This window comes from Flavobacterium hercynium (assembly GCF_002217285.1).
GTDB classification, from domain to species: Bacteria; Bacteroidota; Bacteroidia; order Flavobacteriales; family Flavobacteriaceae; genus Flavobacterium; species Flavobacterium hercynium.
The window spans coordinates 251,309-263,396 of record NZ_MUGW01000017.1; the positions used below are offsets into that span (position 1 = coordinate 251,309).

Annotated in this window: 12 protein-coding genes; 4 read left to right on the top strand and 8 right to left on the bottom strand. The window is 33.0% G+C overall.

All coding sequences use genetic code 11. From position 1 onward, the window contains the following. Positions 1-17: 17 nt before the first annotated feature. A complete protein-coding gene (locus B0A66_RS08990) occupies positions 18-746 on the top strand; it encodes an RNA methyltransferase (RefSeq protein WP_089049511.1) in 729 nt (242 codons plus the stop codon). A gap of 9 nt (positions 747-755) precedes the next feature. On the opposite strand, the gene porT is transcribed toward B0A66_RS08990, so the two are convergent. From porT to B0A66_RS09010, 4 genes are all read right to left on the bottom strand, one after another. Beyond that, complete coding sequence (gene porT, locus B0A66_RS08995; protein WP_089049512.1) at positions 756-1,463, bottom strand: type IX secretion/gliding motility protein PorT/SprT; 708 nt, start codon at positions 1,461-1,463, stop codon at positions 756-758. Between the two features lies 1 nt (position 1,464). Next, complete coding sequence (ubiE, locus tag B0A66_RS09000) at positions 1,465-2,196, bottom strand: bifunctional demethylmenaquinone methyltransferase/2-methoxy-6-polyprenyl-1,4-benzoquinol methylase UbiE (RefSeq protein ID WP_089049513.1); 732 nt, start codon at positions 2,194-2,196, stop codon at positions 1,465-1,467. 609 nt (positions 2,197-2,805) lie between these two features. After that, positions 2,806-3,288 carry a dihydrofolate reductase gene (locus tag B0A66_RS09005; RefSeq protein WP_089049514.1) on the bottom strand — a complete coding sequence of 161 codons (483 nt, stop codon included), beginning with the start codon at positions 3,286-3,288 and terminating at the stop codon, positions 2,806-2,808. A gap of 11 nt (positions 3,289-3,299) precedes the next feature. Continuing rightward, on the bottom strand, positions 3,300-3,647 hold the full coding sequence (locus B0A66_RS09010; RefSeq protein WP_089049515.1) for a 2TM domain-containing protein: 348 nt from the start codon (positions 3,645-3,647) through the stop codon (positions 3,300-3,302). A 241-nt stretch (positions 3,648-3,888) separates the two neighbouring features. On the opposite strand from B0A66_RS09010, the gene B0A66_RS09015 reads away from it, so the two are divergent. Continuing rightward, complete coding sequence (locus tag B0A66_RS09015; protein ID WP_089049573.1) at positions 3,889-4,185, top strand: isoamylase early set domain-containing protein; 297 nt, start codon at positions 3,889-3,891, stop codon at positions 4,183-4,185. A 31-nt stretch (positions 4,186-4,216) separates the two neighbouring features. Here the strand turns inward: B0A66_RS09015 and B0A66_RS09020 are convergent, their stop codons facing one another. The 4 genes from B0A66_RS09020 to B0A66_RS09035 all read right to left on the bottom strand — a co-directional run bounded on the left by B0A66_RS09020 (position 4,217) and on the right by B0A66_RS09035 (position 7,904). Beyond that, complete coding sequence (locus B0A66_RS09020) at positions 4,217-5,068, bottom strand: thymidylate synthase (RefSeq protein WP_089049516.1); 852 nt, start codon at positions 5,066-5,068, stop codon at positions 4,217-4,219. 186 nt (positions 5,069-5,254) lie between these two features. Continuing rightward, on the bottom strand, positions 5,255-5,878 hold the full coding sequence (locus B0A66_RS09025) for a bifunctional nuclease family protein (RefSeq protein ID WP_089049517.1): 624 nt from the start codon (positions 5,876-5,878) through the stop codon (positions 5,255-5,257). 167 nt (positions 5,879-6,045) lie between these two features. Further along, positions 6,046-7,014 carry an electron transfer flavoprotein subunit alpha/FixB family protein gene (locus B0A66_RS09030; RefSeq protein WP_089049518.1) on the bottom strand — a complete coding sequence of 323 codons (969 nt, stop codon included), beginning with the start codon at positions 7,012-7,014 and terminating at the stop codon, positions 6,046-6,048. 143 nt (positions 7,015-7,157) lie between these two features. After that, positions 7,158-7,904 (bottom strand): electron transfer flavoprotein subunit beta/FixA family protein, encoded by a 747-nt coding sequence (locus tag B0A66_RS09035; RefSeq protein WP_089049519.1) that lies wholly within the window; start codon positions 7,902-7,904, stop codon positions 7,158-7,160. A gap of 482 nt (positions 7,905-8,386) precedes the next feature. Between B0A66_RS09035 and B0A66_RS09040 the strand changes: the two genes are divergently transcribed. Next, positions 8,387-9,364 (top strand): pyruvate dehydrogenase complex E1 component subunit beta, encoded by a 978-nt coding sequence (locus tag B0A66_RS09040; protein WP_089049520.1) that lies wholly within the window; start codon positions 8,387-8,389, stop codon positions 9,362-9,364. A gap of 67 nt (positions 9,365-9,431) precedes the next feature. Next, positions 9,432-11,933, top strand: a complete 2,502-nt coding sequence (locus tag B0A66_RS09045) for a DUF5686 and carboxypeptidase-like regulatory domain-containing protein (protein WP_089049521.1) — start codon at positions 9,432-9,434, stop codon at positions 11,931-11,933. Positions 11,934-12,088: the final 155 nt, after the last annotated feature.

The window sequence follows — 12,088 nt, forward strand, 5'->3', positions numbered from 1 at the left end:
CAAAAGTACATTATTTTATGGTTAGTAAAAACCAAATAAAACTTATATCAAGTTTACATCAAAAAAAGCAACGTTTTATTAATCAATTATTTTTTGCCGAAGGCGTAAAAGTAATTCAGGAACTTTTGCAATCCAATTTTGAATTAGATCATTTATATACGACACAGAATGATTTTGACACTGTTCTGTCTTCAAAACGTACGCTTATCAATGATCAGGAACTCAAAAAAATAAGTGCATTAACAACTCCAAATACGTGTTTAGCAGTTTTCAGGATGCCTGCCGAAAATAAAATTAACGATTCAGGTCTGATTGTCGCTTTAGATGATATTCGTGATCCCGGGAATTTAGGAACGATTTTACGTCTTTGCGACTGGTTTGGCATTAAACAAATTATTTGCTCTAAAGAAACCGTTGACATTTATAATCCAAAAGTAGTACAAGCGACAATGGGTTCTATTACAAGAGTAAATGTTAATTATGTTGATTTGAAAACTTTTTTAACGCAAACAAAGCTGCCCGTTTTTGGAACTTTTATGGATGGCGAGAATATTTATCAATCTCATTTGCCAAAAGAAGGGATCATTATTATGGGTAATGAAGCCAATGGCATTTCTGAAGAGATCGAAAAAACGGTTACAAGCCGACTAACAATTCCACGATTTGGAGAGCTGCAAAAAACAGAAAGTTTAAATGTAGCTACTGCAACAGCAATTATTCTTAGTGAATTTAAACGGAATAGTTAATACTTTGTTTTAGTGAAAAGTAAAATTTATTAAAATTGCTCTCGATTTCATAGAGTCAATATTCCCAGTCCATGGACTATTTGGATCATTGTCTCTTATTAATTCGTCACCTATACCAAACATACCTCTAATAGACGGAGAAAAGATAAAATACTCAGAGAAAATATCAACCCCAAACCCAACTTCGTAAGCATTGGTCCAAGGTTTTACTCTGAATTTTTGCTGCGAATTATCATCGTCAGATTTTGAGTTACTCGATAAGTTTAATGTTGTTGATAATCCTCCAACTAAATAAGGACGAATATTTCCGGTACGTAATGCTGAAAACTTTAATAATAAAGGAAAATGTATGTACGTACTGTTTACTTCTCTTAAAACATCATTTTGCGAAGTGAAGTTTGGATAATATAAATCGCGTTTTGTATAGTATAAACCTGGTTCAAAACGCAAATTTATATACTCCTGAAGTCTCAGGTCGCCCACAATTCCGACATTGAAACCGGTTGTTTTTTTGACCTGAATATCCTGATTCATTACATTTTTATAATCAAATTTAAAGTCGAAACTGTTAAAGCCCAGATAAAACCCAAAATACACACGCTGTTTTTGCCAGTTTTCGAGATTAATAATAGGATCTTTGCTAAACATACTTTTAGCAAATTGCGAATATCCTTGCGTCGTAACGACTAATAAAATTAAGATTACTGTTTTTTTCATACTATTTTTTAGAAGCAGAATAAATGGTTGCAACTCCAAACGTTTGCGGCATAGCCACAACATCTATAAACCCAATTTTTCTTAAAATATTGTTTAAGGCTTCTCCATAAGGAAAAGCAGCAGCAGACTCAGATAAATATCCGTAAGCTGAATTATCTTTAGAAAATAATTTCCCGATAAGAGGAAGTATGTTTTTAGTATAAAAACCATATCCTTGTTTATATGGAGTTTTGTCCGGAACCGAAGTTTCTAAAATAACAAATACGCCGTTTGGCTTTAAAACTCTTAATATTTCACCAAACCCTTTTTCCAGATTTTCGAAGTTTCTAACGCCAAAACCAACCGTTATAGCATCAAAATAATTATCCTCAAACGGAATTTTTTCAGAATCACCTAAAACTAAATCAATAACATTTGATAATTTTTTTTCGGCAACCTTTTTCTTTCCAACTTCAAGCATTCCTGCTGAAATATCTAAACCAATAATTTTTTGAGCATTTGTTTTTGCCATCAAAATAGCAAGGTCACCTGTTCCTGTTGCGATGTCAAGAACGATTTGTGGTTTTTTATCTGAAACTATCTTTAATACTTTTTTGCGCCATTTAGTGTCAATTCCAAATGAGATTACACGGTTCAGACTATCATAGTTACCTGAGATAGTATCAAACATTTGAGCTACTTGTTCTTTTTTGCCTAAAGTAGAATCTTTATACGGAGTTATGTTTTCAGTCATTTTTTTTATTTACGCAAATATAATACAATCTGAGTTAACTGTAAATGAGTTTTTTTATTTGTAAATCAAATGTTTCCGAAATAGTTTTTGGTTTTCCAGAGCTCGTTTTTTTTGCGCTATCACGGTAAGTGGGTATTTTTAAAAAATCACGGTAAGTGGGTATTGCAGTACTGAGATTTTAAAGGCATTTTTGTAATGTTAAATATTTGGAAATTATAATGATGGATAGCTATTTAGGCTAAAATCAAGTGATACTTTTTTGCACGGGTTTCATTTGTTCTTGTAAGTAGTTTGAAATGTTACATTGCGTCGGGTAGGTAGTGCCAATGTAATATCTTTTAAAAGTGCATAACACGTTCTTAGGATTAAATTTGTTTTTGGAAATTTTAATTTTTCTTCCGCCTTTTTAATAGCCTTCGTGGTATTTGGTTATTAAAAAGGTTTTTGAGATCTTCTCTCAAATTTTGAATATTAAGTTAGTTTTAGTAGGTTAATTATGCAGATATCCTTAACGTCTGTATTAGTATTCAATTCTCCAGACTATTTCCTGAGTTCAGTCTTAAGCTTGACATCATTATAGTAAAAACATCCTCTTTTTTGAGGATGTTTTTATTTTTTAATGTAAGTCTCATAAGTGTAATCGTAAAGATGCTTTTCATCCTTAAAATTCTCTTCACTTTCAACCAATTGCCATTCCTTTAAATTGATTTTCGGAAAAAAGGTGTCGGCTTCAAAAGTATGGTGTACTTTAGTTATTTCGATAATATCAGTATAAGGTAAGCCAAGATTGTAAATTTCTCCTCCTCCAATAATATAAGAATCCTCATTTTCAGGACAAAGTTCAATTGCTTTTTCTATACTATCTACAACGATGCATCCTTCTGGTTTGTAATCGCTTTGTCTCGTTATAACAATGTGAGTTCTGTTGGGTAAAGGTTTAGGGAAACTTTCAAAAGTTTTTCTACCCATAATGATGTGATGATTAGTCGTTAGTGCTTTAAATCTTTTAAAGTCATTTGGCAAGTGCCATACTAAATCATTATTTTTTCCCAGTGCGTTGTTTTCGGCAACAGCCGCTATCATTATAATCATGGTAATTTCAACTAAATTTTATTTTCGGTATCATCATTTATTTTAGATTCTAATTGACTGATCCTTTTTTGCTGCAATGCAACAAGTCTGTCAATTTGTTCTCTTTCCCAATTTTTATTCATAAATCGGTCTGTAATGTAGACTTTTATGAAGTGAAGTATAAAGATAAAGAGCCATATTGTTATAGCCCAAACACACCAATTTTGATTACTACTGGTAATTCCAAAATCAAAAAAACGGTTTGCAATAAATAAAAACAGAGTACCTAGAAGGAAAAGGACGAAATGAAAATATAATATTTTTTTTTGTCTAAGTCTTCTTCGGGCATATTCGTATTGCTCGTGCACATCTTTTTCCATAAGCTCTAAATAATGAGATTATAAAGTTAGAATTTATTTTGAAATCTCCCTTAATTTGTATGTACAATATTTGTCTTAAAAAACCATAAGAATCTGAAATGCAAAATTTAAGGCCTGATTAATTGTTGATCTTGCTAAAACCGCACTCGCTTTTTGCTATTATCACAAAACTGACTTACACATGCAAACCGTGATATGAATTTGTGTAATTTAGTCGTATTAATCTTAAAATTAATTGGTTATGTCCTTAAAGAAACAATTTGTAAAAACAAAGCCCGTTTGTAAAGTTACTTTTTCTGTTGATGCCAAAGAAGCAAATTCTGCCGCAGTAGTAGGCGATTTTAATAACTGGAATGCCGAAGAAGGAACCTTAAGTAAGCTAAAGAACGGCACCTTTAAAGCTACTTATGATCTTGTTAAAGATGCCATTTATGAATTTAAATATGTTGTTGACGGACACTATATTAATGAACCGGAAGCGGACTCTCATAAATGGAATGACTTTGCCGGAAGTGAGAATAGTGTTTTAGTGGTATAAAAAAATCCGCTTATTAGGCGGATTTAGTAAATTATACAGCTACACTTCCTTTTATCCCAGCATGTGGTTCGTAATCAACAAGTGTGAAATCATTATAATCAAAATCAAAGATATTTTTGATCTCAGGATTTAAAATCATTTTTGGCAACGGTTTTGGTTCGCGTGTTAATTGCAATTCCAGCTGTTCAAAATGATTGTTGTAAATATGCGCATCACCGAAGGTATGAATAAAATCGCCCGCATCTAAATCGCAGACCTGAGCAATCATCATCGTCAACAAAGCATAAGAAGCAATGTTAAACGGAACGCCTAAGAATATATCAGCGCTTCGTTGGTAGAGTTGACAAGATAATTTTCCTTTTGTTTCTCCTTTTTCAATATCAGGACTACTTACATAAAACTGAAAAAAAGCATGACACGGAGGTAAAGCCGCTTTATTGTTGCTTACGTTTTCTTCAAATGATTTAGAAGTATCCGGCAGAACAGATGGGTTCCATGCAGAAACCAGCATTCTTCGGCTATTTGGGTTTGTTTTTAACTCCGTAATTAATTCAGAAATCTGATCAATTTCTTCGCTATTCCAATTACGCCATTGGTGACCATAAACGGGACCTAAATCTCCATTTGAATCTGCCCAGGCATCCCATATTTTTACTCCATTTTCCTGAAGATATTTTATATTGGTATCGCCATTTAAAAACCAAAGCAGTTCGTATATGATCGATTTTAAATGTAATTTTTTGGTCGTAACCATCGGAAAACCTTCGCTTAGATCAAAACGCATCTGGTAGCCAAAAACACTTTTTGTTCCTGTTCCTGTTCGGTCTCCTTTTTGACAGCCGTTTTCTAAAACGTGTTGTACTAAGTCTAAGTATTGCTTCATTATTGCTTTAGGCTATAGGCTGTAAGCTTTAGGCTTTTTCCTAAATACTTACAAACTTGTTTTTTTGTTTTTTGCTGTAAGCGTTAGGCAATAGGCTTTAAGCTTGCCTGTCGCTTACAACTTAGCTCTTAATATCTTTGCATATAGCCTACAGCTTAAAGCCTACAGCCTATAGCATGAAAAAAATTATCTTTTCGAGATTTCGTCTCTGATTTTAGCTGCTTTTTCGTAATCTTCCTGAGAAACGGCCTGATCTAAAAGCTCGTTTAATTCTTGCAAAGAATGATTCGAGTACATATCCCCGGATTGGTTGCTCTCTTCCTCATGTCCAAAAGTTTCCGGATTAGAAAGTACATCGTCTATTTCCTGAGAACCTGAATCCGTTTCGGCAGTATTTGATTTTAAATAAATACCAGCCTTGTCCAAAATATTTTTATAAGTAAAAATAGGAGCATTGAATCGTAATGCTAATGCAATAGCATCAGATGTTCTTGCGTCTATGATTTCTTCTATTTTATCTCTTTCGCAAATTAAACTGGAGTAAAAAACACCATCAACAAGTTTGTGAATGATAACCTGTTTTACAACAATATCAAATCTTTCTGCGAAGTTTTTAAACAGGTCGTGTGTTAATGGGCGAGGAGGTTTTATTTCTTTTTCTAAGGCAATTGCTATAGATTGAGCTTCAAAAGCACCAATAACAATTGGCAGTTTTCTTTCTCCATCAACTTCATTCAAAATTAAGGCATAAGCGCCATTCTGAGTTTGACTATAGGAAATTCCTTTTATAGATAATTTTACTAGACTCATATATGTGGGTAAAAAGAGGCTGTTAATACCTCCATTTTAATACTTTTTTTGATTTAAAAATAAAGGTGCAATTTTAGTCAAAAAATATGGAACAAAAAAGCCACCTAAAGCAAAGATACAATTATCTTGTTTTTAGGCAGCTATATTTTTATAGAGAATTTCTTAAATTAAGAATGTTGTGCTTTAAAGGCTTTTAATTTTTCAATTAATTGAGGAACAATCTCAAAAGCATCTCCAACAATACCGTAATCAGCTACTTTAAAGAAAGGCGCTTCAGCATCATTATTGATTACTACTTTTACTTTAGAAGAGTTAATACCTGCAATATGCTGAATAGCACCGGAAATACCAACTGCGATATATAAATTAGTAGCAACAGGTTTTCCTGTTTGTCCTACGTGCTCACCGTGAGGTCTCCATCCTAAGTCAGAAACAGGTTTAGAACAAGCTGTTGCAGCTCCAAGTACTGAAGCTAGTTCTTCGATCATTCCCCAGTTTTCAGGTCCTTTTAGTCCACGTCCGCCAGACACTACAACATCAGCATCAGCGATAGAAACTTTTCCTGTTACTTTTTCCACAGATTCTACTTTTACTCCAAAGTCACCTTCTCCAATAGTTGGATTAAAGTCTTCTTCAGTTGCAGATCCTGCATTTTCGAAAATACCGTAAGAGTTTTTAGCCAGACCAAGAACTTTTACATCAGTATTGATTTCAGTAATGTTGAAAGCCTTGTTAGAAAAAGCATTTCTTTTTACCTGAAAAGGAGATGTGCTAACAGGTAATCCCACAACGTTTGATGCAAAACCGGCATTTAATGCTACTGCAACTAATGATGAAAGATAAATACTATCTGTAGTCGAAGAAAGTAAAACTACTTTTGTAGCTTCTTTTTCAGCAGCTTGTTTAATAACGTCAGCGTATGCTTTTGCAGTAAAACCAGCCAATTTATCGTTGGTTACTTTTAATACTTTGTCAACGCCGTACTTAGATAACTCGCTTACATCACTGATATTTACAGTTAATGCTGTTACAGTTGTTCCTAAAGATTCTGCCACTTTTTTAGCATAAGAAGCTAATTCAAAAGCAACTTTTTTAAATTTTCCTTCTGCAGATTCTGCATATATTAATATTGACATAATAATTTTAGATTTTAGGTTTAGATTTCAGATTTTTAAGTTGAAATCTAAAAAGATTATTGATTTTAGATTTTGAAGTGAATCAAATGCTTATTTTAGATCTAGTATTGCGATTTGCAATCTAAAATCTAAAGTCTGCAATCTTAAATCACTTTAGCCTCGTTGTGTAATAAATTAATTAACTCGTCCAAATTGTCAGGAGAAATTAATTTTACTGCTGATTTTGGAGCTGGTTTTTCAAATTTCACTGCTTTTGTATTTACAGAAGCATCAACTGGTTCAAGAATCGTAAGTGCTTTTGTTCTTGCAGTCATAATTCCTCTCATGTTTGGAATACGAAGATCTTTTTCTTCAACAAGACCTTTTTGACCTCCAATGATTAAAGGTAATGAAGTGCTTACTGTTTCTTTTCCTCCGTCGATTTCGCGAACAGCTTTTACACTAGTTCCATCAACAGTAACAGATGTGCATGAATTTAAAAAGTTTATATCTAAAATTCCGGCAATCATTCCAGGAACCATTCCACCGTTATAGTCTAAAGATTCTTTTCCTGCAATTACCAAGTCATAACCTCCGTTTTTGATCACTTCAGCCAATTGTTTAGCAACAAAAAAACCATCTGTTGGATTTGCATTTACGCGAATAGCTTCATTAGCACCAATTGCCAAAGCTTTACGCAAAGTTGGTTCAGTATCAGGACCTCCAACGTTTACTACAGTTACAGTAGCACCTTGTTGCTCCTGAAACCAAATAGCACGAGTTAAACCAAACTCATCATTAGGGTTTATTACATATTGTACACCATTGGTATCAAATTCTGAGTCACCATTGGAGAAGTTAATTTTTGAAGTAGTATCAGGCACATGGCTGATGCAAACTAATATTTTCATAAGTATATATTTTATAATTTATAATATGCTTTCACAAATTTAGAAATTAAAATCGGAATAATATACTATGCGTGCATAATATTTTTAAAAACTATTACGTTTTCGGAGATTGTTGAAAATTGACCGCTTTTCGTAAGAAATTAATAATGTTGAAATAATTATTTGCTCTGATTATGAGTGGTTTTTGGTAAATGAAGAGTTGTTAATCACAGTTTTGATATAATATAAAGAAGAAGAATATTTTAAGAAAAGACATTCATGATTAGGAATAAAACAAAAAACAAACAGTTTGTGAAAGAAAGTCTTAGTAATACTCAGAATATTTTCATTACATCGATTTCGTAATAGGTAAAATAATCTTTTAAAAGTTAAAACCTAATGCAATGGGTAACTTCATGTGATTTATATCCTAATTTATGCTTTTAAGTTATTTAAAATAATTATTTTTGCTCTTCAGAAAAAATCCAACATACAAAATTAATATGAGAACAATACAATTTAGAGAGGCCATTTGTGAAGCTATGAGCGAAGAAATGCGTCACGATGAATCCATATATTTAATGGGCGAAGAAGTTGCAGAATATAATGGAGCATACAAAGCTTCTAAAGGAATGCTTGCTGAGTTTGGAGAAAAAAGAGTAATCGATACTCCAATTGCTGAACTTGGTTTTACAGGAATTGCAGTAGGATCAGCGATGAATGGTTGTCGTCCTATTGTAGAGTACATGACTTTCAACTTCTGTTTAGTAGGTATTGATCAAATTATAAATAATGCTGCTAAAATGCGTCAAATGACAGGAGGACAATTTAATGTGCCTATCGTTTTTCGTGGACCAACTGCTTCTGCAGGTCAATTAGGAGCTACTCACTCACAAGCTTTAGAAAACTGGTTTGCTAACACTCCGGGACTAAAAGTAGTTGTACCTTCTACACCTTATGATGCAAAAGGACTTTTAAAATCTGCAATTCGCGATAATGATCCGGTAATTTTCATGGAATCAGAGCAAATGTATGGTGATAAAGGCGAAGTGCCAGACGGAGAATATACAATTCCATTAGGAGTTGCTGATGTTAAACGTGAAGGAAAAGATGTAACTATTGTGTCTTTTGGAAAAATCATTAAAGAAGCTTTTATCGCTGCTGATGAGTTAGAGAAAGAAGGAATCTCTTGTGAAATTATTGATTTAAGAACAGTTCGTCCTATGGATAAAGATGCTATTCTTGCTTCAGTTAAAAAAACAAATCGTTTAGTAATTTTAGAAGAAGCATGGCCATTTGCAAGTATTTCTTCTGAAATCACATATATCGTTCAGGAACAAGCATTCGATTTTCTTGATGCTCCTATTCAACGTATTACAACAGCTGATACACCTGCGCCTTACTCTCCTGTTTTACTTAAAGATTGGTTGCCAAACGCTGGTGATGTGGTAAAAGCAGTTAAAAAAGTAATGTACAAGTAGTCAATATACAATATTTAGAAAGCTTCATCATTCGTAGTAATTGATGAAGTTTTTTTTTTGCCGGCTTATGAAAAGAATAATTTTACTCAGTTTATTTTTTATATTCGCATTTGCGAGTATTATTACTGCTCAAACTAAAGTAAGCGGAATTGTTTTAGATAAAACAAATCTGCCTATTCCTTTTGCCAATGTTGTTTTCAAAGGTTCAAATACAGGAATAGTTGCTAATGAAGATGGTCGTTTTTATCTCGAATCACCAAATAATTATACTGCTCTGCTTATTAGTTCAGCGGGATTTTCAGATAAAGAAGTCAATTTAGAAAAAGCGGTAAATTACGATTTTAAAATAATTCTAAGCGAAGCAGAAGCTCTAAATGAAGTCGTAATTTTTACGGGAAAAACATCAAAAAAAAATAATCCTGCAATAGATATATTGAGAAAAATTTGGGAACGAAAGCGCAAGAACGGTTTGTACCAATTCAATCAATATCAGATGCAGAAGTACGAGAAAGTCGAGTTTGATATGAACACGATTGATAGTGCTTTAATAAAAAGCAAACTATTCAAAGGAATGGAGTTTGTTTTTAATCATGTTGATACTTCAGAGGTTACAGGAAAAACGTATTTGCCTATTTTTATCAGCGAATCTGTTTATGATGTTTACGGCGACAATAAAATTAAGAAGACAAAAGAAAATATTACCGGAAACAAAACCTCAGGGTTTAGTGGTAATCAGCAAATTTTATCTTTCATAAAAGATCTTTATTCAGATTATAATATTTACGACAATCACCTAAAGTTTTTTGATAAAAGTTTTACAAGCCCATTATCAAAAACCGGGATTGATGTTTATAATTATGTATTGAAGGACAGTGCGTATATCGATAAAAAATGGTGTTTTAATATCGTTTTTTATCCAAGGCGTAAAAATGAATTAACTTTTAAAGGTGATTTTTGGGTTAATGATACCACTTTTGCCATTAAAAAAATTAATATGGCAGTTACCAAAAGTGCCAATATTAACTGGGTAAAAGATATTTATATTGAGCAGGAATTTGAGGTAGAAAATGATTCTGTTTTTCTGTTGACACGTGATTACATGATGTCTGATTTTGCTTTAAACAAAAAAGAAGAATCAAAAGGAGTTTATGGAAAAAGAACCACTTTGTTTAGAAATCATAAATTCAATCTTCAGAAACCGGAAAAATTTTATAAAGAAGAAGTCAATTTTATAGACAATGCTGTTTATGACCGGCCAGAAGATTTTTGGGCAGAGAATCGATTCGAGAAGCTCAATAAGGACGAAGCAGGAATTTATAAAATGCTCGATACACTTCAAACAGTCAAGAAATTCAAACAGCTTTACAGTTTAGTTTCAATTTTAGGAAGTGGTTATGTAGAATTCAAAAATTTTGATTTTGGTCCCGTCTTTTCTACATTCGGTTATAACGAAGTCGAAGGGTTACGATTAAGGGCAGGAGGACGAACATATTTTGGACCAAATGATCCTTGGCGTATACAGGGTTACACTGCTTACGGTTTTGATGATAATAAATTTAAATACGGTGTTTCTGGAAAATGGATGGTCGATAAAAAAAATCGAATCATTATTTCAGGAGGAAACAGGCGTGACATTGAGCAAATTGGTGCCAGCTTAACGACAACAAATGATATTCTGGGACGAAGTTTTGCGTCATCTGCTTTGTTTACAACGGGAAGTAACGGAAAATTAACGAATATTAATTTGAGCAACGTTTCGTTTGAAATGGAACCGATGAAAAATTTTATTTTCTCAGCTGGAATTTCATACCGAACATTAGAATCAGCCTCGAAAACCTTTAGTTTAGATTATTATAAAACGTTACCGACAGCTCAGGATCCTGTAGGTGTTATAGCAAGTGATGTAAAACAATTTGAAGCCAATATTCAATTTGAGTTTATGCCAAATCGTAAAACAATTGGTTACGGAGTAGAGCGAAAATTGGTTAGTAGTCCTTTTAGTCAATTCTTCGTGAATTTTAGTTACGGTCTTAAAGGTGTTTTAGATAGCGATTTTGCGTACGAAAGAATTCAATTGTATTATAAACAGCCTATTATTATTGGGCCATTAGGAAGATCAAATGTAATTCTGGAAACAGGAAAAACGTTTGGTACTATTCCGTTAGGCTTAATGAATGTGATTCCCGGAAACCAGACTTATTTTACAATAGAGAATACATTTAGTAATTTGAATTTCTACGAATTTGTAACAGATCAATATACTACATTACAATGGAATCATGATTTTGGAGGAAGATTATTCGCCAGAATTCCGTTTATGAGAAAATTAAACTGGAGAGAATTTATTGGTGCCAGAGCTGTTCATGGAACTATTTCTGATGCTAATCGTGCAATTAATGCTTCAGGATTGCCATACAACGCTCCGGAAAAAGTATATTGGGAATACAACGCCGGAATTGGAAATATTTTCAAAGTCTTCCGTATCGATTTTTCGTGGAGAGGAAATTACTTAAACATGCCGGATGCACATAAATTCGCAGTAAAAGGATCGTTCGGATTCTATTTTTAAAAAAAAATAAACTTTACGCTTAGCTAGTCTAAGCTTTTATAGAGCCAGCGGCTCGAAGATATTGTAGAGCCGGATTTTAATCCGGCTTTATCAATTTAAAGAGACAAAGGAGATCCATAGGATCGGTCCATATTATTAGCGCTAAAAAAAGAAGA

Coding starts and splice junctions, on each gene's coding strand:
- B0A66_RS09040 (WP_089049520.1), top strand. CDS start 8,387: ATGAGAACAATACAATTTAGAGAGGCCATTTGTGAAGCTATGAGCGAA.
- B0A66_RS09030 (WP_089049518.1), bottom strand. CDS start 7,014: ATGTCAATATTAATATATGCAGAATCTGCAGAAGGAAAATTTAAAAAA.
- B0A66_RS09045 (WP_089049521.1), top strand. CDS start 9,432: ATGAAAAGAATAATTTTACTCAGTTTATTTTTTATATTCGCATTTGCG.
- B0A66_RS09020 (WP_089049516.1), bottom strand. CDS start 5,068: ATGAAGCAATACTTAGACTTAGTACAACACGTTTTAGAAAACGGCTGT.
- B0A66_RS08990 (WP_089049511.1), top strand. CDS start 18: ATGGTTAGTAAAAACCAAATAAAACTTATATCAAGTTTACATCAAAAA.
- B0A66_RS09005 (WP_089049514.1), bottom strand. CDS start 3,288: ATGATTATAATGATAGCGGCTGTTGCCGAAAACAACGCACTGGGAAAA.
- B0A66_RS09010 (WP_089049515.1), bottom strand. CDS start 3,647: ATGGAAAAAGATGTGCACGAGCAATACGAATATGCCCGAAGAAGACTT.
- ubiE (WP_089049513.1), bottom strand. CDS start 2,196: ATGACTGAAAACATAACTCCGTATAAAGATTCTACTTTAGGCAAAAAA.
- B0A66_RS09015 (WP_089049573.1), top strand. CDS start 3,889: ATGTCCTTAAAGAAACAATTTGTAAAAACAAAGCCCGTTTGTAAAGTT.
- B0A66_RS09025 (WP_089049517.1), bottom strand. CDS start 5,878: ATGAGTCTAGTAAAATTATCTATAAAAGGAATTTCCTATAGTCAAACT.
- B0A66_RS09035 (WP_089049519.1), bottom strand. CDS start 7,904: ATGAAAATATTAGTTTGCATCAGCCATGTGCCTGATACTACTTCAAAA.
- porT (WP_089049512.1), bottom strand. CDS start 1,463: ATGAAAAAAACAGTAATCTTAATTTTATTAGTCGTTACGACGCAAGGA.